The sequence below is a fragment of the Asanoa siamensis genome, assembly GCF_016862555.1.
GTDB lineage: Bacteria > Actinomycetota > Actinomycetes > Mycobacteriales > Micromonosporaceae > Asanoa > Asanoa siamensis.
In genome coordinates, this window is record NZ_BONE01000123.1 from 1 (window position 1) to 18,168 (window position 18,168).

At 68.9% G+C, this 18,168-nt stretch carries 17 protein-coding genes and 2 pseudogenes; 10 read left to right on the forward strand and 9 right to left on the reverse strand.

Translation table 11 applies throughout. From position 1 onward, the window contains the following. Positions 1-314 (forward strand): annotated as a pseudogene (locus Asi02nite_RS38615) (hypothetical protein); the annotation flags it as partial. Positions 315-672: 358 nt separating this feature from the next. Further along, the gene (locus Asi02nite_RS38620) at positions 673-1,116 is read left to right on the forward strand and encodes a hypothetical protein (RefSeq protein WP_203719015.1); all 444 of its coding nucleotides are present in this window, start codon (positions 673-675) and stop codon (positions 1,114-1,116) included. A gap of 112 nt (positions 1,117-1,228) precedes the next feature. On the opposite strand, the gene Asi02nite_RS38625 is transcribed toward Asi02nite_RS38620, so the two are convergent. From Asi02nite_RS38625 to Asi02nite_RS38635, 3 genes and pseudogenes are all read right to left on the reverse strand, one after another. Next, positions 1,229-1,468: a hypothetical protein gene (locus Asi02nite_RS38625; RefSeq protein ID WP_203719016.1), complete on the reverse strand. Its 240-nt coding sequence runs from the start codon at positions 1,466-1,468 to the stop codon at positions 1,229-1,231. Positions 1,469-1,548: 80 nt separating this feature from the next. Next, complete coding sequence (locus Asi02nite_RS38630; RefSeq protein WP_203719017.1) at positions 1,549-2,178, reverse strand: hypothetical protein; 630 nt, start codon at positions 2,176-2,178, stop codon at positions 1,549-1,551. A 1,131-nt stretch (positions 2,179-3,309) separates the two neighbouring features. Next, positions 3,310-3,822: pseudogene (locus Asi02nite_RS38635) on the reverse strand (class I SAM-dependent methyltransferase); the annotation flags it as partial. A 108-nt stretch (positions 3,823-3,930) separates the two neighbouring features. On the opposite strand from Asi02nite_RS38635, the gene Asi02nite_RS38640 reads away from it, so the two are divergent. The 5 genes from Asi02nite_RS38640 to Asi02nite_RS38660 all read left to right on the forward strand — a co-directional run bounded on the left by Asi02nite_RS38640 (position 3,931) and on the right by Asi02nite_RS38660 (position 9,376). Further along, a complete protein-coding gene (locus Asi02nite_RS38640; protein WP_203719018.1) occupies positions 3,931-4,476 on the forward strand; it encodes a PadR family transcriptional regulator in 546 nt (181 codons plus the stop codon). Next, on the forward strand, positions 4,476-5,129 hold the full coding sequence (locus Asi02nite_RS38645; RefSeq protein ID WP_203719019.1) for an ABC transporter ATP-binding protein: 654 nt from the start codon (positions 4,476-4,478) through the stop codon (positions 5,127-5,129). Before Asi02nite_RS38640 ends, Asi02nite_RS38645 begins: the two co-directional genes overlap by 1 nt. Beyond that, a complete protein-coding gene (locus Asi02nite_RS38650) occupies positions 5,126-7,399 on the forward strand; it encodes an FtsX-like permease family protein (protein WP_203719020.1) in 2,274 nt (757 codons plus the stop codon). Before Asi02nite_RS38645 ends, Asi02nite_RS38650 begins: the two co-directional genes overlap by 4 nt. Before the next feature lie 206 nt (positions 7,400-7,605). Beyond that, positions 7,606-8,529, forward strand: coding sequence for a GNAT family N-acetyltransferase (locus Asi02nite_RS38655; protein WP_239127620.1), 924 nt, complete (start codon positions 7,606-7,608; stop codon positions 8,527-8,529). Between the two features lie 40 nt (positions 8,530-8,569). Further along, positions 8,570-9,376 (forward strand): LysR family transcriptional regulator, encoded by an 807-nt coding sequence (locus tag Asi02nite_RS38660; protein ID WP_203719021.1) that lies wholly within the window; start codon positions 8,570-8,572, stop codon positions 9,374-9,376. Here the strand turns inward: Asi02nite_RS38660 and Asi02nite_RS38665 are convergent. The 3 genes from Asi02nite_RS38665 to Asi02nite_RS38675 form a co-directional block, all read right to left on the reverse strand. Further along, entirely contained in the window at positions 9,363-10,115 is a 753-nt protein-coding gene (locus tag Asi02nite_RS38665) for an SDR family NAD(P)-dependent oxidoreductase (protein WP_203719022.1), read from the reverse strand. The genes Asi02nite_RS38660 and Asi02nite_RS38665 overlap by 14 nt on opposite strands. A gap of 330 nt (positions 10,116-10,445) precedes the next feature. Beyond that, positions 10,446-11,141: a trimeric intracellular cation channel family protein gene (locus Asi02nite_RS38670; RefSeq protein WP_203719023.1), complete on the reverse strand. Its 696-nt coding sequence runs from the start codon at positions 11,139-11,141 to the stop codon at positions 10,446-10,448. A 54-nt stretch (positions 11,142-11,195) separates the two neighbouring features. Then, positions 11,196-11,891 carry an alpha/beta fold hydrolase gene (locus Asi02nite_RS38675; RefSeq protein ID WP_203719024.1) on the reverse strand — a complete coding sequence of 232 codons (696 nt, stop codon included), beginning with the start codon at positions 11,889-11,891 and terminating at the stop codon, positions 11,196-11,198. A 117-nt stretch (positions 11,892-12,008) separates the two neighbouring features. Here Asi02nite_RS38675 and Asi02nite_RS38680 point away from each other — a divergent pair, with 117 nt between their 5' ends. Further along, a complete protein-coding gene (locus Asi02nite_RS38680; protein WP_203719025.1) occupies positions 12,009-12,674 on the forward strand; it encodes a GntR family transcriptional regulator in 666 nt (221 codons plus the stop codon). On the opposite strand, the gene Asi02nite_RS38685 is transcribed toward Asi02nite_RS38680, so the two are convergent. The 3 genes from Asi02nite_RS38685 to Asi02nite_RS38695 all read right to left on the reverse strand — a co-directional run bounded on the left by Asi02nite_RS38685 (position 12,671) and on the right by Asi02nite_RS38695 (position 17,084). Then, positions 12,671-13,735, reverse strand: coding sequence for a hemolysin family protein (locus tag Asi02nite_RS38685; protein ID WP_203719026.1), 1,065 nt, complete (start codon positions 13,733-13,735; stop codon positions 12,671-12,673). The genes Asi02nite_RS38680 and Asi02nite_RS38685 overlap by 4 nt on opposite strands. Further along, a complete protein-coding gene (locus Asi02nite_RS38690) occupies positions 13,732-15,072 on the reverse strand; it encodes a hemolysin family protein (RefSeq protein WP_203719027.1) in 1,341 nt (446 codons plus the stop codon). Before Asi02nite_RS38690 ends, Asi02nite_RS38685 begins: the two co-directional genes overlap by 4 nt. A 137-nt stretch (positions 15,073-15,209) precedes the next feature. Beyond that, positions 15,210-17,084, reverse strand: a complete 1,875-nt coding sequence (locus tag Asi02nite_RS38695) for an ABC transporter ATP-binding protein (protein ID WP_239127622.1) — start codon at positions 17,082-17,084, stop codon at positions 15,210-15,212. 109 nt (positions 17,085-17,193) lie between these two features. Between Asi02nite_RS38695 and Asi02nite_RS38700 the strand changes: the two genes are divergently transcribed. Continuing rightward, positions 17,194-17,679: a GNAT family N-acetyltransferase gene (locus Asi02nite_RS38700; protein ID WP_203719028.1), complete on the forward strand. Its 486-nt coding sequence runs from the start codon at positions 17,194-17,196 to the stop codon at positions 17,677-17,679. A gap of 152 nt (positions 17,680-17,831) precedes the next feature. Continuing rightward, positions 17,832-18,168: sigma factor (locus Asi02nite_RS38705; protein WP_275410440.1), on the forward strand; the 337-nt coding region annotated here is incomplete at its 3' end.

The following is an 18,168-nucleotide window of genomic DNA, read 5'->3' on the forward strand; positions in this document are numbered from 1 at the left end:
TAAGCCCGGCATACATTCGGGAGCTGGAATGGCTGGATCCGGTTCAGGAGGCAATCATGCTCCGGCTGGGGATTCTCAGGCGCCACTTGACGCAGGTGCGCCGAGCAGCCCTGACCGAGGGGAAGATCGAAGATTGGCGATACAAGGTGTTGCTGGCCTTACGTCGCGGTGGGCACATTATCTGGCGGCCCTCCAAGCGGGGGAGGCCGGCGATGACCTGCTCCGGGAGGCGCTTCGACACCTTGGCGATCACGACCACGACAACGGCGACCTCAAGGCCGCACGCGAACGATGGGAGCGAGCAACGGCCGTAGGCGCACGCGCCGGTCTTGTCTCCGGCACCTTGTCGCAACAGATGGTGTTAGCGATCGTTGCTCGCAGCGAAGGCGACGAGGCCGGAGCCGTCCGGTTGGCGAAAGAGATTGCCCGATGGGCGGCGGCTGTCGGCGCCTGGCGCCTGAGCTCCCAGGCCGAAGCTTTCATTGAGGCCGGAAAAGGGTGACACCGGCGGGGCGAAGTCGTGGGCTCGTTTCGCGAAAGCGAGTCCAACAGTGAAACCGGTGTGAAAGCGCTCGGCCTTACGTTTCCAACTGTGGTTCCGCCTTGACGGAGCGGCCGCCGGGACACGGTCGGGGTCGGTCGTGGATCAACATGGAAACCTAAGGAGACTTGGTGGCGTACTTCAGCGAGCGCGTGGAACCGTGGAGGCCGCTGTACATCAGTCCGTTCATCGTGGGTCCGACCGCGGCGAACCGTGGCATACGCGCCGGCATCGCTCGCTTGGCCCGCGAGGTGGAGGGTGTCGCCTGGGAGGCGGCGGACGACGAGGCTGCGGTCGACGTGGAGCTTCACGTATCGGGGGAGTTCCTCAAGCCGGACTTTGCCGGCCTGCGGACGGGTCGCTGGTCGCAGTTGAGCCGGGTTTTCGTGGTTCAGTACGCTGTGCCGACGGAGCTCGAGGGTAGCTCTGAAGAGGAAGTCGTCGGCCATTTGAAGCTCCTTCTGCCCGGAGCCGTAGCCCTCGCGGAGCAGGGTCTCGCCAACAGGCGGAACAGTCTGCCCACCCGGCAAGCGGGCATCGTCGCGGGCGTGGTGTCCGCGATGTTCGCGCAGTGACGGCCGTGCCACCGGCAACGCAACGGCTGGCGGCACGGCAGAACACTGCGCGAATCATCTCACTGCGGCCGGCTCCATGTCCTATGTGTCCAGTCGCTGGCCCGTGGTAGAGCTACCAGATCTCTGCCAGATAGAGCTCGGTGCTGAAGTCGCCGCGGCACTGATAGGCGACGGCCTCGGTGGTCCGCACCAGGTCGGCACCCGCCACGGCGCACGCGGAGGCGTTGTTGTAACTGCCCGAGTACTTCCAGGTGTAGATGCCGGCCTGTGCCTGCGCGGCGGTCGCGCCGACGATGGAAGCGGCGACGGCTCCGATGACGCTGGCGCGGAGGACCATGGCACGCAATGACATTTGAGTCTCCTCTCGGCTTTGGACGAAGTCCATAGCGGTATCTATATTGGTTGAAAGATGATCACGAACATTCTGGACCGTTAGCGCATCTGCGCAGCCATGCGATCGAGCAGCCCGCCCACGCCAGCGTCGGTGACTGCCTGCGCGGGCACGTTCAGCGTGGAAACCTGTTCGCCGCAGCGTATGCTGGCGAGATAGGCACTCGATGTCAGCGCATTTCCTCGCCTGATTTCACCGTATACGAGGAGACTCTCGTCGCAGACATCCGCAACAGGCAGTATCTTGAACGAGATCCTCCCGCCGAATGCGTCGTACGTTTCGCAGTTCGCCATCACGCGCTTTGCGTCCTCGATCGCAACCGATGCCCAGCCAGGTTCGTAAGACTCGACCAGATGCGATGCTTCGAGACCATCAGCGTCGTTCGTATACGAACGTTGAAAGCTGTTCGGTCGGTGCTGTTGAGCTCGGTAATCCGTTGCTCGATAGGCAGGACAATCATCTTGGGCCCACGGCCAGGGCGTGTCGCCGGATAACGCCGACCCGACCCATCCGCTGCCGAGAGTCTCCGGTTGCAGCAGGCCGCCGACCAAAACATCCGGCGTTTGCGGGCCCAGTCCGGCCTCCTCGCGACCGGCGGAGCAGCCCGCCAGCAAAAGAATGAAGCTCCAGGCGATGGCAGCACACAGCAGCAGTGGAGGTTGTCGATACACAGGCTCGTCCTTGACGATCGTCGCGAACCGTGGCCTAGAAATTGCCGGCCGTCAGCCGCTCGCGCAGGTGCGCTTCGAGGTGCTCGAGGGAGGGGAAATCTGCGACGAGTTGTGCGAAGCGATCGTCGACCGGGGGCAACATCAGGGCCCGCACGCTGAGCACCTCGATCGCGACCTCGGAGTCGTGAGTGCCGTCCGAGCCAACCAGCGTGGTAGCGAAGGACGTCGACTCGCCAGCCCAGCCCTCATGCCGATGAGCGTCTTGTCGAGGCCCACAAGTGTTTCACCGGAACCGACCTCGTACAACACTTCACGGGCTTGGGCCGTCCGGTCATCGCGCACGATCTGGGCGATCTGATCATTGAGTTGGCTGGCCTGATCTTGCCAGGAGTGATGCCCGTCGTGGCGCTTCATCAAAGGATTTGAACACAAAGCAGCTTCATAAAAGTTTCACCGAGTCACGGCCGGGCAGACCTGTTGACGAAACCGAGTTGAAGGCGCGCGGTCTTAGACTTCGGGCCGGAGCCCATGGCCGGGGCGGTCGGGCTCGTCTGCTTCAGACGAGCCCGACCTTTTCACCAGCCCAGGCTCGGGTTCACGCTCGAAGCGTCAGCGACCGGCGGGCGGATGAAGATGCTCCTCTAGGTACGGAGGGTAGGGTCGATGAGGAAGCCCGGAGTGGTGGCAGCAGTTGTTGTCGCATTGGTGGCGTCGGGAATGACGACCGTCGGACCTGCGACGGCAGCCACGCCGGCAAGTAAGACGGTCAGCGCCACACAAGCAGGCGTGGATCCGCTCGTGCAGGGGTGCACAGAAGCGTGGCCGCCAGCCTATTACTACACCCACGCCACCTATTCGGGTGGGCTAGCGGCCTCTTGCAGTAAATGTAAGGAAGAGGGTCAGCGGCTAGAAGCTACCCGTAATTTTCGGGCCTGGTGCCGCACCATTCTTCCGTCTTCGACGCGACTTCACCTTTTCTGTGTCGCGTGCAGAGGACACGTAGCCGTCATCGGCGAACCGGCACGTGATCCGCAGGCGGCGTCCTGAGAGAGGGGGTGGGTCTGCGGCGGGCTCACCCCCTCTGTCGGCGGCCCGTCAGGCGACCGTGTCAGCTCGACGTATCCGACGTACTCAGGGCCGTCGCGTTGCTTCGAACAGGGTGCGAGTCGAGTGCGTCACGAAGGCACCTTGTGCTCGGATGCACGCGTCGAGCTGCTCGAGCCTGTCCGCGTAGCGTTCGACGGTGAAGTCCGGCACCCACCATACGCCCTTGCGCAGGATGTAGACGACTGCACCGATGTCGAAGAACTGCATGCGGCAGCGCGCGGTGCGCAACTCGACGATCCGCAGGCCCGCCGCCCGAGCCGCCGACGCCTCCCGCTCGGGATCGCGCCCGAGCTGTTGCTCGCGCGGTTGTGGGCCGAGGAACCACTCGATGAGCTCCGACGCGGATTCAGGACCGACATGCTGGGCGAAATACGTGCCATCAGGGGTCAATACCCGGGCGATCTCTGCCCAGTCCGGACTCACCGGATGCCGGCTGCTCACCAGCTCGAAGCTGGCATCGCCGAACGGCAACGGCCGTCCCTGTTCGACCGACACGACGTCAACCCCACGGTGCGACAGGAGCCGACGTAAGCGATCATGCCAACGGCGGCTTTCATTCCCCCTTCACCGACGAGTCTCACCGAGACGCGGACTTTGAAGCAACTCAGTTGCTACACAAGCAACTGAGTTGCTAGTGTGCCGCCCGTGTCAGTCTCTCGGATCCTTCTCGGCCTCCTCGAGCCACAGGCCCAACATGGATACACGCTGCGCCAACGTTATGACGACTGGTTCGGCGCATCGCGGCCGCTCAAGTCGGCGCAGGTCTATGCCACGCTTCAGCGGCTCGACCGCGACGGCCTGATCGATCTAGCTGGTGTCACGGCCGGTGAGGGGCCGGATCGGCGGATGTATGCGATCACCGGGTCCGGGGTTGTCGAGCTCGAACGCTGGCTCGATGAACCTGAAGTGCCCGACGTTACCGGCACCCGGCGGGTGTTGTTCGCCAAGGTGCTCATCGCGCTGTCCAGCGGCCGACCGGCGGACGTGCTCCTTGACCGTCAGCGCCAGGCGCATCACGCGCGGCTGCGCGAGATGCGCGTCCGCCGTCAGTCCGGTGACCTCATCGATCAACTCGACGCCGATTTCGAGATGTACCACCTTGACGCAGACCTGCGCTGGATCGACGGCGCGGTCGGTCGGCTCGACCGACTGGCGGCGATCGTGCTTTCCGGCTCTACGGACGGTGCCTGATGCTGCGGGCCAAGGACGTCACCATCCGGTTCGGCGAGACGCCGGCGCTGGATGGAGCCGCGATTGACGTCGCGCGGGGTGAGATTGTCGCGGTGATGGGGCCGTCCGGCTCCGGCAAGTCCACACTGCTCTATCTGCTCGCAGGCATCCTGCGACCTGACCGCGGCGAGGTACACCTCGGGGGCCAGCGGATCGACACGCTCAGTGACGCCGCCCGCAGCCGACTGCGGCTGACGTCGATGGGCTTCGTGCTCCAATTCGGTGATCTCGTGCCCGAGCTGTCCCTGCGGGAGAATGTGGAGCTGCCGCTACGTCTGGTCGGCGTGTCGAAGACGGATTCCCGGGCGCGCGCGGCCGAGCTGTTGCGAATGCTCGACGTCGACGCGCACGCCGACCGCCGTCCCGGTCAGGTCTCCGGCGGACAGGCACAACGGGTGGCTGTGGCGCGAGCCCTCGTGCACCGACCGGCCGTGGTCTTCGCCGACGAGCCCACGGGCGCGTTGGACAGTGGCGCCGGCGAGCTGGTGCTCGACGCGCTGACCGGGCTGGCTCGCCGTGAGGGGAGCACGGTCGTCCTGGTGACACACGAGTCGCGGGTCGCGTCCTACGCCGACCGCACCGTCTATCTACGCGATGGGCGGGTGGCGGTGTGACGCGCTGGGTGCGGCTCGGCCTGCGGCTGTCATTGGGGTCCGGTCGCGCGGGGCTGCTGCGTACCGGGTTGATGTCCACCGGCGCCGCTCTCGGCGTGTTCGTCGTCCTGGCTTGCCTGGCGACGGTCTCGGTGGCGTCCGCCCAGCTCGCTCGGGCGGAGGCGCGTACGCCGGTGCACACCGAACGCGCCGCGTCGGCGCTGCACCTTCTTGACATCGACGATGTGATAGGCAGCCGCCCGCTACGCCGTACCGCGGTCGCAGGCGTTACCGCAGGCGCTCCGCGACCACCCGGTGTGGCCGCCTGGCCGCGAGCCGGCGAGGCAGTGGTCTCGCCGGCCCTGGCTGCGTTGCTGGCCGAGGGTGACCCGCGAGCATCCGAACGGTTCCCACAGCAAGTGGTGGGCATGATTGACCGCACTGGCCTGGTCGCGCCGGACGAGCTACGAGCGTACGTGGGCACGGACAGGCAGGGGCCGTTACTGGACAACGCCGGCGGGTTCCGGGGCTGGCCCGTAACCGGGTTCGGTGACGAACTGCAATACGCGATCGGCTCATCCACGGCTGTACCGGACGCGTTCACCCCTAGCCGTCTGGTCGCTGTCGTTTTCGCGCTGTTCGTACTGGTGCCCTTCGGGGTGTTCCTGGGTGTCTGCGCGCGTCTGTCGGCGACCACTCGCGACCGACGGATCGCCGCGTTGCGGCTCTTGGGTGTCTCGGCACGACAGGCCACGGTCGTCAACGCCGTCGAGACCGGTGTAGTGGCCGGCTGCGGCGCAATCGTCGGGCTGCTCGCATTTCTCGGACTGGCCCGGATGTCCGAAGGCTGGCACGTCGGCCGGCTGCACTGGTTCGCGGCGGACGTCACCGTCCCGCCCTCGCTGATCTGCCTTGTGGTCGGTCTCGTGGTGCTGTTCGCCGTGCTGGTCGGAGTCCTGGCGATCGGCACAGCGCTAGCCAAACCTGTCGCCGTGCGGCGAGACGCGCCTGCGCCGCGCCCGAGCGCGCTGCGGGCCGTACCGTTGCTGCTCAGTCTCGCCGCGGCGTTGGCCGCAACGCTGGACCTCGACCCCGACACCGGCATACTCCTGTTCACCGCCGCCGTCCTCGGCACCGGTCTGTCGCTGCCCTTCGTCCTGCCCTGGCTCGGCTACGGGCTGGCCGGGCTGGTGCGCCGAATTCCTCGCAGTCCCGTGTGGTTGGAGTTGGCGACCGGACGGATGCGGCACGCGCCGGGCGTAGCGCCGCGGCTCGTAGCATCGCTGACCGTGACGGTCTATATCGTCGGGCTGGCGTTGCTCGGAACGTCGCTCTTTATCAACGACCGCAACCTCCGGTTGGAGCCCTCCTCGGGCGAGCGCCGGATGCTCAGCTTGTCAAATGGCGACGATCGTCTCGTCGAGGCGCTCCGCACATTATCCGATGTGGACGTCTTCAGCGTCAGCCACGTGCCGGTGCGGGTCAACGGCGACCCCAGCAACATCCTGGTCGCGGACTGCGCCGACTTCGCGAAGATGTACGTGCTGGCCGCCGGTCAGTCCTGCGTGGATGGCAACGTGTACAGGCTGGACAACGGGTTCGCAGGACGCGGAGTCCTGGCCGCTGACCAACTGGTGCTCACCAGCGCAGGTGTGCCGCTGCCCAAGCCAGCCGGGACGCTCAGCGTCCGGCCGAGAGAAGATACCTGGAGCGGCGGCTTGCTGCTGGTGACCCGGCGGGCGCCGGCGGCAGATTCTCTGCAGGTCGATCTCACGTCCACCGGCGTGGTGGTGCCCAACCTCGACAGAGCTGATCAGGCGTTACGGATCGTCTCGTCGACATCGCCGACGGCGGTTCTGGAGGGCGACCTCGGCATCCGCCAGGGCTACGACACCGACCTTCTGGTCACGTTGCTGGTCGTCGGGTTAGCGATCAGCTTCGCGCTGAGCGTGGGCGCGTTCGCGGCGGCCGCGGTCGACCGCACGATGGAGCGCCGCCGCGATAACGCCACCTTGGCGGTGGTCGGCGTCAGCCGTCGTACGACAACCCTCGGGGAGATCGCATTTGGCGGTCTACCGCTCGCGATCGGCCTTGCCGCGGCGACGCTTGCCACGCTGGTCATCGCGGGCTCTCTAGGCGCGGTGATGGACGCCCCCATATCCGTCTTGTTCACGCGAATGTCGCCGGTGCTCTGGATGACGGCCGCGGCTCTGCTGGTCGGGTTGGGCCTACTCGCCGTACCTGCCTGGGTGGCGCAGCGCCTTACCACCGAATACCTGCGCCGCCCGTAAAGGTTGAGGACGGCGCGATTGGGCGCCGTGCGCTTCTCTCGAGTCACCAACCAATGCGATTCCGGGCGTGACGGCATCGCGTCGACGTCCGCACCGCGATCGCGTGGGCAATGGCACTCGATGAACCCGCTGACGGCGCTGCGCGCGGCACTCCGGCGTCTGGTCGAGGCACGTACGCTGCCGTCGATCGACGAAGGAGTCTGACAGTGCTGACAACTCGCATCGCCCATCCGAACGAGCTACCGGCCTTGACCACCTATCCGCAGGACGACGAGCGCAACACCGCGACCGCTGCCTACCTGGCCGGCCTGCTGGAAAGCGGGTGCACCAGGCCCGAGTGGTGCCTGGTCGCCGAGCGCGACGGCCGTCTGGTCGGCAACGTGGTGCTGTGGGCGCTGCCCGAGCGCACCGTGCCGATGGACATCGTGCTGCTGGAACCCGGGGATCCGGGCACCGGCGCGGCGCTGTTGTCCTACGCCGCTGAGCAGGCCCGCAAGCTGGGCGCCACGACCCAGGGGCACGTCCTGGACAGCCCGGCCCATGCCCCGCAGTTCCAGCGGGATCCGTACCTGCGCGAAGAGCTGCTCGCCGGCGCCGGGTTCGCGGTCGCCCGCGACGGCTGCCGGTTCGTGTGGACCGCCGGGGACCCGCGGCCGGCCCAGGACGAGGGACTGCGCTGGCGGTCCCTGGCCGACCTGGGCCGTGCGCCGTTCGTGGAGCTGCTCGCCGACACCTTCACCGACACCGCCGACTCGATCTTCCAAGCCGAGATAGCCGAGCACGGCCTGGTGGGTGCCGCCGAGCGCAACGTGTCCGACATGCTCGAGCTGGACCACCATCCGAGCTGGTACGAGATCGGCTACGACGCGGCGGACACGCCCGTGGCGATCAGCATGCCGGCTCGTACACCCTCCTCCGCGGTGATCGGCCTCGTCGCTGTCGCCCGGGTCGGCCGTGGTCAGGGCTACGCCACCGGCGTGGTCGCCCGGGGCACCCAGGTGCTCGTCGACGCCGGCGCCGACGAGATCCGTGGGGACTGCGACGCCGGCAACATCGGCATGTTCAAGGCGTTCCAGCGCGCCGGCTACCGCAACTTCGCGAACCGGAGGATGTTCACCCGCGCGCTCTGAGCCGCGGTTCGCACCCGGTCGCGGTCGGTACCGTTGAGGCATGGATCGACCGGAGGTCCGGGACCTCGAGTATTTCGTCGCCGTGGCGGAGCATCGGCACTTCGGCCGGGCCGCCGAGCAACTGGGGATGGCCCAGCCGCCGCTGTCCCGCGCGATCAGTCGGCTGGAGCGCCGGATGGGCGTCCCGCTCTTCGCGCGGACCAGCCGGCGGGTCGACCTGACCACCGCCGGCGAGGTGTTTCTCCGGGAAAGCAACAAGATCCTTGAAGACCTGGAGGGAGCGGTACGGCGTACGCAGCAGGCGGCCCGACCCCGGCGGCTCGTGCTCGCCGCCCCGGCCGGCACCGGCGTCGGCCTGCTCGCCGACCTGCTGGAGGCCTACCGCGGCGGTCCCGACCCCGTGCCCGTCGAGGTGCTCTTCACCGCCGACACCGGCGCGGCCGCCCGCACCGGCGCGGCTGACGCGGCCTTCCTGTGCAGCACCAGCGATCTCGACGGCCTGGACACGGTCGACCTCCTCGAGGAGACGCCGGTCGCGCTGCTGCCCGCCGGGCACCCGTTCGCGGCCCGCGCGAGCCTGTCCATGGTCGAGCTGGCGAGTGACGACCGCTTCCGGGCCGACCCGCCGCCGGTCGGTCTCGACGAGCTGCTCGACCGGATCGCGCTCGGCGAGCTCGTGGTGTTGAGCGGCGCGAGCGCGACCGGCCGGCTGGGCTCGTCGGTCGTCGCGGTGCCGGTGCACGGCGTACCCGCGAACCGGATCGTTCTGGGCTGGCCGCGCGCGACCCCGTCGGCCGCGCGCGACCAGCTCGTCGCGGTCGCGCTGGCGACGGTCAGATCTGGTTGATGCCACCGTCGACGTGCAGCTCGGACCCGGTCATGAAGCTGCTCTGGTCCGACGCGAGGAAGAGCGCCACGGCGGCCTGCTCGGCCGGGACCGCGACCCGACCCATGGGTACGCCCGCGGCCAGCATGGCCACGAACTCGTCCGGCGCCATCCCGGGCGGCGTGTTGCCCCGGACCAGCGACGTGTCGGTGACGTGCGGCGCCAGGGCGTTGACCCGGATGCCGCGCTCCTTGAGCTCGTTGGCCCAGGTACGCGCCAACGACCGCACCCCGGCCTTGGCGGCCGCGTAGAGCCCGACCCCGGCGGCCCCGCGCCCGGCGGTGGTGGACGACGTGAGAATGACCGAGGCGTTGTCGTTGAGCAAGGGCAGGGCCTTCTGCACGGTGAACAGGGCGCTGCGCAGGTTGAGCCGGGTGGCGTACTCGTAGTCGTCCTCGGTCACGTCCGCCAGCGCCGCCATGGGCGTCCCGCCGACGTTGGCGTAGAGCACGTCGATCCGCCGCCCGTCAGCCTCGACGGTGGCGAAGAGCCGATCGAGATCGGCCAGATCGGTCACGTCCCCGGGCACTCCACTGGCCCGCCCGGCCCCGATCCGCGCGACGGCCTCGTCGAGCTCGATTTTCCGCCGCCCGGTGAGATAGACGTACGCCCCTTCCTGCGCGAACCGCAGCGCACTGGCGAACCCGATGCCCTCACTTGCCCCCGTAACCACGGCGACCTTGCCGTCGAGCTGACCCATTTCACTTCTCCCTTGAACGACCACTGTGGACGGGCGGCTCGTCGACCGCCCGCTCCGCCAGTGCATCTCGCGGAAGCCGCACCAACAATGATCATCTCGGTACGAACCGATACCCGCGGAGTATCACCCCAGCGCCGGCCTGCTCTGATCGAGAACAAGACCACCGGTCCGCATGCGCCGTTCGAAAGTTCGGCGTTGGACCACGGGCTGTCCGCGCCGGCCCTCGTGTCGGCGACAGCGCGCCCACGTTTGCGGCTGTCCGCGGCGTGGTCGCGATGCCCCCTCGGACTCCAGGTGCAGGGCGACCGGCTCGATCGCCGCGGTTGCGCCTTACGACGGGCGATCACGGTCCCAGACCGCCATGGCGGCAATGTTCCCGCCGCGGTCGCGCGGGCGGGCCGCGTGCTGTTCCGGGAAGGTCCATCCGAAGTGGACCGCACCCAGCCGTACGACGGTGGTCACGACCACGCAGGCGAGGCCCGCGACCAAGGTCGGTGTGCCGAGCGTGGCGAGCAGGACGAAGGTGCCCGCGCCCGATCCGGCGGCGACGGCGTAGAGCGTGCCGACGTGCAGGAAGGAGATCGGCAGGTGCAGGAGGACGTCGCGCAGCATGCCGCCGCCGATGGCCCCGATGACGCCGACCACCAAGGCCCCGGCCGGGCCGACGCCCAGCGACAGCGCCTTCGAGGCGCCGATCGCGCCGAAGAGTCCCATGACGAGTGCGTCGAGCACCGTGACCAGCCAGGCCGCCCGCGCGAACAGCGACTGCAGCAGCATCCCGAGGATGGCGCAGGCGGCGGCGACCAGCAGGTACCAGTTCATCCAGATCACGACCGGTGGCTGGTTGAGCACGACGTCGCGGAGCAGGCTGCCCCCGAGCGCGACCGCGAGCCCGATCACGATGACGCCGAGCACGTCGATGCGCCGCTGCCGCTCGCCCGCCGCGAACAGGGCGCCCTGCAGGCCGCCGAGCCCGGCGGCGAGGAGTTCGATCCAGAGCGCCACCTGGAACGGCGTGCTGGCCATGCGGTCACCCCCACCGGAGAGTCGGGGCCGGCTCGCGCCGGCCCCGAGGACGCGTCAGGCGTTCCGCGCCGCGGTCGCGATGACGTCGGCGACGACACCGGACTGGGTCAGGTAGAGCGCGTGGCTGGCCGACACGTTGGTGATCTGCGCGCCGGCGCGCTTGGCCATGTGCTGCAGCATCGCCTGGTCGAACGACTTGTCCTCCGTCGCGATCACGGCCCAGGTCGGCTTGTCGCGCCAGGCGGCGTGCGTCACCGGCGTCGCGAACACCGACATGTTGATCGGCACCTGGGTGTCGCGGAGGAACGCGGCGTCCGCGTCGCCGACGTCGGCGGCGAAACCGGCCTGGAACTTCTCGTGGTTGAGGAAGCCGTAGCCGTCCGGCCCGACGTCGATGACGAAGTCGGGCGTCGGCGCGAATCCCTCGTACTGCTGGGCGGTCGTCTCGCCGGTGTCGGGTGCCAGGGCCGACACGTACACGAGCCCGGCGACCTTCGGGTGCACCCCCGCCTCGGTGATCACCGTGCCGCCCCAGGAGTGGCCCACGAGAATCGTGGGGCCGTCCTGCAGGTCGAGGATTCGCGTGGTCGCCGCGACGTCGTCGGCCAGTGAGGTGAGCGGGTTCTGGACGATCGTGACCCGGAAGCCTTGGGCGGTCAGCGTGTCGTAGACGCCGCGCCAGCCCGAACCGTCAGCGAACGCGCCGTGCACCAGCACGACGTTCTTGATCTCTCCAGCGGTGGTGCTCATCAGGGCTTGTCCTTCCGTCGTTGGCCAGTCACCGATGTGCAATATATTGCACATCGGTGGCGCCAACAAGACTCAGGTCGATTTGTGTAACGACGAACACTGTGCGCAATATTTTGTATGCCGATCCCACCGGGTGACCCCGCCGTAGGCCGCTCGCTCCTCCGCGACGACGTCTACCGGCGCCTCCGCGACGCCATCGTCGACGGCACGTTCGTGCCCGGCGAGCAGCTCAAGGACGGTGACCTCGCGGAATGGCTCGGGGTGAGCCGCACCCCGGTGCGCGAGGCCCTCCTCCGCCTCGGCGGAAGTGGCCTGGTCGTGGCGCTGCCCGGCCGATCGACGCGGGTCAGCACCATCGACCCCGAGGCCGTACGGGACGCCCGCGACGTCATCGCCGCGATGCACGAGTTGGCCGTGCGCCAGACGACGGGCCGGCTCGGCGCGGACGACCTCGACCGCATGCGCGAAGCGAACCGCCGCTTCGCGGAGGCGGTGACCGCGGGCGACCTCGCGGCGGCCCTGGACGCCGACGAGGCCATGCACGGGATCCCGATCGCGGCGCTGGGCAACCACGCGGTGACGGCAGTGCTGGACCAGTTCGACCCCCTGGTACGCCGCGCGGAGCGCCTGCGCTTCAGCACAGCCGGCCACACCTCGGTCGAGCTCCACACCCAACTGATCGAGAAAATCGCCGCCGGCGACGCCCAGGGAGCCGGCAGGGTGGCCTTCGACATCTGGCACACCCTGCGCATCGAGGACGGTCAGTCGACCTCGACAGGCTAGCCGCGGGCGCTGCGGGACGCGGCGACGATCCTGTCGGTCTCGTCGTCGAACTCGCCGATCAGCTCCTCCAGCATGTCCTCCAGCCCCACCACGCCGACGACCCGCTCGTCCGACGTGACGATGGCGAGCTGCGCCCGGTGCTCGCGCATCAGCCGCACCGCGGCCGCCACCGGCAGTGACGCGCCCAGGGACAGCGGCGACGACATCAGGTCCGCCGCCGTGCGGGGTGCGCCCGGGAAGGTCGTCGCCCGTACCGCGTCCCGGACGTGGACGAAGCCGCGGACCTCGTCGTACGGTGCGATCACCGCGAGCCGTGAGCGGCCCGAGCGGCGGCTGACCAGCTCGACCTCGCGGGCCGGCGCGGACGGCGGCACCGAGACCACGTCGGCCAGCGGCGTCATGACCTGCGCCACCGTCGTGTTCTGCACCGCGAGCATCGCCGTCAACAGTTCGTGTTCGGCGGCCGCGATCGTGCCGTGTTCGCGGGACGACTGGAGCAGCAGGCGCAGCTCGTCCGGGCCGTGCACCTGGGCCAGCTCGTTCTGCGGTCGCACCTTCACGAGCCGCAGGCAGGCGTTGGCCAGCTCGTTGAGCGCCAGCAGCGCCGGCCGGAACACCCAGGTGAACGCCCGGAACGGGCGGGCCAGCAGCAGCGCCGACGTCTCCGGGTGGCTGATCGCCCACGACTTCGGGGCCATCTCGCCGACCACCACGTGCAGGAAGCTCACGATGATGACGGCGATCAGGAACGCGAAGACGTACGAGACGCCCGATGGCAGGCCGGTCAGGTCCAGCAGCGGCTGCAGCAGGTGGCTGACCGTCGGTTTCGCGAGCGCACCTAGAGCCAGCGTCGACAGGGTGATGCCGAGCTGCGCGCCGGCCAGCATGACCGACAGCTCGCGTACGCCGGCGATCGCCGAGCGGGCCGACTTGTTGCCCGCCGCGGCCGCCTGCTCGAGGCGGTGGCGCTTCGACGCGACCAGCGCGAACTCGGCCGCCACGAAGAACGCGTTGGCCACCAGCAGCAACACGGAGATGATCAAGGACCAGGTGGTGCTCATGCCCGCACCACCCGCATCGAGACCTCGTCGGGGACGTGCCGGCGGACCGACTCGACGCGCAGCCGCGCGCGGCCCGGCGACACCGGCTCGCCCTCGGGCGTGAGCACCGGCGGCAGGTCCACGACGACCTCGTCACCCGGTGTCGGCACGCGGCCGAGCCGCTGCAGCACCAGGCCCGAGACCGTGTCGTAGGTCGGCGACGACGGAAGCACCAGGTCGGTGGTCGCCTCCACCTCGTCGAGGCGCCAGCGGCCCGGCAGCGACCAGGCGCCGTCCGCCCGGCGGCGCGCCGCCGGCTCCGGCGGGTCGTCCTCGTCGTGGATCTCGCCTACCAGTTCCTCGGCGATGTCCTCGAGGCTGAGCACGCCGGCGAACCCGCCGTACTCGTCGATGACGATCGCGAGCTGGCGGTGTTCGGCCCGGAGCCGCTCCAGCACCGCGGGCAACGGCAGTGTCTCCGGCACCAGCAGGGCGGGCGCGGCGAGATCGCCGACGGCCACCCGGCCGCGCTCGGCCGGGTCGACCTCGACCACGTCGGCGACGGCCACGATGCCGCGTACGTCGTCGACGGCCGAGCCGACCACCGGGAACCGGGTGTGGCCGCGGTCGAGCAGTTCGACCACGCGTACCGCCGGCTCGTCGGCATTGATCGTGACCACGTCGACGCGCGGCACCATGGCGTCGCCCGCCGTCCGGGAGCGGAAGTCGAGCCCGCGGTCGAGCAGCCGGAACGTGTCGTCGTCGAGATCGCCGGACTCGCGGGAGCTCTCGATGATCCGGTCGAGATCCTCGGTGGTGGCGCCCTGGGGCAGCTCCTCGACGGGCTCGATGCCGACCGCTCGCAGCAGCCGGTTGGAGGTCGCGTCGAAGAGCCTGATCAAGGGGCCAGCGATCTTGAGGTACGCCAGCGTCGAGCGGGACAGTGCCCGGGCCAGGGCCTCCGGCTTCGCGATCGCGAGGTTCTTGGGTGCCAGCTCACCGACCACCATCTGGATGACGGTGGCGACCGTCAGCGCGATGATCACGGAGATGGTCGAGGTGACCGCCTCCGACGCGCCGGTCAGACCGATCAGGTCGGCAACCCCTTCGCCGATGTACGGCTCCGCGAAGTAACCGGCGAGCAGCGCGGTGACGGTGATGCCCAGCTGGGCGCCGGACAACATGAATGACAGGTGGGTGGTGACCTTGAGCGCCCGTTCGGCGGCGGCGTCACCCGCCTCGGCCTCGGCGCGCAGCTTCGACCTGTCGACGGCGACGTATGCGAACTCCTGGGCCACGAAGAAGCCGGTCGCCACGGTCAGAACGAGAATCAGGGCGAGGCCCGCGAGGATCAACATGATGACCGGGAGCCGAGGTGCCGCTCGAGCGGCAGGGCGGCTGAGGAGGGGAGCCGGTGCGAGACCGGCTCGGTACTACTGCCTTCTTCCACCTGACGAGGTTATCCAGATTCGCTGAAGGTTGGCTGGGAACCCCGTCAAGCCAGATACCCGCTGGCCTGCAGATGGAACAGCTCCTGGTAGAGCCCGCCCGCGGCGATCAGCTCGTCGTGACTGCCGTGCTGCACGATGCGCCCGTGGTGCAGCACGTAGATCTCGTCGGCGTGGCGCACGTTGGCCAGCCGGTGCGTGATCAACACCACGGTGCGGTCGGGGCGCCGGCGGAGCTGCTGGAACATCGCGTGCTCGGCCCGCGCGTCGAGGGCCGACGAGGGCTCGTCGCAGATCAGCAGGCTGCCGTCGCGGTAGAAGCCCCGCGCCGCGACCAGCCGCTGCCACTGCCCGCCGGAAAGGTCGTGACCGTCCTTGAACTGCCGGTTCAGCAGCGTCTCGTACCCCTTGGGCAGTTCTTCGATCATCTCGTGAGCCGACGCCGCGGAAGCCGCGTCGACGACCGAGGGTCCGGCTTCCCGGTGGGTACGCCCGACCGCGATGTTCTGGTGGGCCGTGAACGGGAACTTCCACCAGTCCTGGGTGATCACCGCGACGTGCGCGGCCCGGCTGGCCGGATCGATCCGGTCGGCCTCCAGTCCGTTCCAGGTGATCGTGCCGGCGGTCGGCACGTAGAGGCCGGCCAGCAGCTTGGCGAGGCTGGACTTGCCGGAGCCGTTCTCGCCGACGAGGGCGATCACCTGTCCTTTGCGGACGGTCAGCGACACGCCGTCGACGGCCGGCGTGTCGGTGTCCGGATAGCGCAGGCTGACCCGGTCGAGCCGGATCTCGTCGAACCCGTCGACCTGCTCGCCGCCCGGCTCCGGGGCCTGCGCCCAGGCCCGGTCGACGAACGTGCGGAAGTCGCCGTAGTAGAGGGCGTCCTCGTAGAGCCGGTTCGTCGCGTAGATCGCCGTGTTGAGGCCCATCTGGGCGGCCTGCAGGGCGAGCAGCGCGGTGGCCGCCGCGGCCAGCGGGATGGACCCGTTGACGAGCAACCAGCCGAGCACCCCGTAGAGGCCCAGGCTGGCCGCCCCGCCGACGGCCGCGCCCAGGGTGCGGGTGCCGGTCTGGGCGCGGACGAGCCGCATCTCGGCGGCCGTCTGGTTGCGCATGATCCGCTCGTACTGGCCGAGCAGGAAGTCGCGCATCTGGTAGCTGCGGACCTCGGCCGCGGTGTGCCGGTTGGCCATGATGCTGCCGAGCAGCCACATCCGGCGCCGGCGGCTGATGAACGCGAGCATGGCCAGGTATTCGCGGCGCGCCATCCGCACGGCGGTCACCGCCGACGGGATCGCGGCGATGATCAGGCAGGGCAGCAGGACCGGCTCGATGACGGCGATCGCGGCCGCCGTGGCAGCGACGCGGACCAGGCCGGTCAGCAGGTCCACACTGGAGTTGACGATCGAGGCCGCCACGAGGATGCCGCGGTCCTTGGCCCGGTCCATCTCCTCCGAGAAGCCCGAGTCGTCGAAGGCGGCGAGGCCGACCGCCGTCGTCGCGCCGAACAGCCGCAACTCCACCGCGTAGTTGATCTGCGGCGCCAACCGGGCCTGCGCCCAGCCCGCCGCGATCGTCAGCGCACCGCGGACCGTAACCGCGGTCGCCGCGGCGACCAGCGCCGGCAGGGCCGCCCTGATCCGGTCGGGGGTCGGGCCGGCCGCGAACAGTTCGGTCAGCACGGTGCTGGTGGCCAGCAGGCCGAAGGTCGTCGCGACACCGGCGACGACGTTGAAGGCGATCGCGGCGACCGTGTCGAGCCGGCTCGCCTGCCAGGCCAGGGAGACGGCCTCGCGGACGATGGACGGCAGCCGGCGGGCGACGGCCCAGAAGCTGGTCTCCGCGAAGGACGCGCTGTGGTGCAGCCAGTCGGGCGCGGCCAACTCGGGAAGCGTGTCGTCGTCGATCGTTTGCCGCACCACGGGCCGCTCCTCGAAGCCGGGGGGCAGTCTGGGAATGGCGGTGGACCCACGTATCGACGCGGGTCCACGTTCAACCTAGCTCACCTTCGCCGGTTGTTAGCCTCGGCGGGTGGAGATTCGCGACGCGACGCCCGAGGACTGGCCCCGCATCTATCCGTTCTTCGCCGCCATCGTCGACGCGGGCGGCACCTATGCCTATCCGACCGACCACACGGTGGAGTCGGCGCGGCCGTGGTGGATGTCGGAGCCGCCGGGGTTGACGGTGGTGGCCGAGAGCGAGGGTCAGCTCCTCGGGTCGGCGAAGATGGGCCCGAACCGGCCGGGGCGGGGCGCGCACATCGCGACCGCGAGCTTCATGGTCGACCCGGCGCACCAGGGGCGTGGGGTCGGCAAGGCGTTGGGTTCCTATGCGGTGGAGTGGGCGCGGTCCGCGGGTTACGTCGGCATGCAATTCAACGCCGTGGTCGAGACCAACGTCGTCGCCGTGCGGCTGTGGCAGCAACTCGGGTTCACGATCATGACGACCATTCCGGAGGCGTACGACCATCGGGTGAATGGTTTGGTCGGTCTGCACGTGATGTACCAAAAGTTCTAGGCGGCACTTGCTGGCATATGTCCCTTATGGAGAAAAGATCCCTCGTACTTTCGGCTAGCTTCTCGGTTCTGTTCGGCTTAAAGTGAGCGTCGATCGGTTAACCCGTGCTCCATAGCAAAGATCGCTATCGGGTACGCCCTGGGAGGCTCACGATGTCGACGCAGACTGTTCTCGAGTCCGCTCCTGTTCTCGAGTCCACTCCGGACACGGCTTCGCCGACGGAGACCGCGACCGAGCTGCTCACCGCCCTGGCCGCGGTGCCCGCCGGTCACCCGTCCCGGGCCGCGTTGCGGGACCGCACGATCGAGGCCTGGCTGCCGCTGGCCAATCACCTCGCCCACCGCTACAGCGGCCGTGGCGAGCCCACCGACGACCTGTTGCAGACCGCCGCGATCGGTCTGATCAAGGCGGTCGACAAGTTCGACCCGACCCGCGGCGTCGACTTCGCCGGTTACGCGATCCCGACCATCATCGGTGAGCTCAAGCGGC

Coding starts and splice junctions, on each gene's coding strand:
- Asi02nite_RS38625 (WP_203719016.1), bottom strand. CDS start 1,468: ATGTCATTGCGTGCCATGGTCCTCCGCGCCAGCGTCATCGGAGCCGTC.
- Asi02nite_RS38645 (WP_203719019.1), top strand. CDS start 4,476: ATGCTGCGGGCCAAGGACGTCACCATCCGGTTCGGCGAGACGCCGGCG.
- Asi02nite_RS38660 (WP_203719021.1), top strand. CDS start 8,570: ATGGATCGACCGGAGGTCCGGGACCTCGAGTATTTCGTCGCCGTGGCG.
- Asi02nite_RS38665 (WP_203719022.1), bottom strand. CDS start 10,115: ATGGGTCAGCTCGACGGCAAGGTCGCCGTGGTTACGGGGGCAAGTGAG.
- Asi02nite_RS38670 (WP_203719023.1), bottom strand. CDS start 11,141: ATGGCCAGCACGCCGTTCCAGGTGGCGCTCTGGATCGAACTCCTCGCC.
- Asi02nite_RS38675 (WP_203719024.1), bottom strand. CDS start 11,891: ATGAGCACCACCGCTGGAGAGATCAAGAACGTCGTGCTGGTGCACGGC.
- Asi02nite_RS38680 (WP_203719025.1), top strand. CDS start 12,009: ATGCCGATCCCACCGGGTGACCCCGCCGTAGGCCGCTCGCTCCTCCGC.
- Asi02nite_RS38685 (WP_203719026.1), bottom strand. CDS start 13,735: ATGAGCACCACCTGGTCCTTGATCATCTCCGTGTTGCTGCTGGTGGCC.
- Asi02nite_RS38690 (WP_203719027.1), bottom strand. CDS start 15,072: ATGTTGATCCTCGCGGGCCTCGCCCTGATTCTCGTTCTGACCGTGGCG.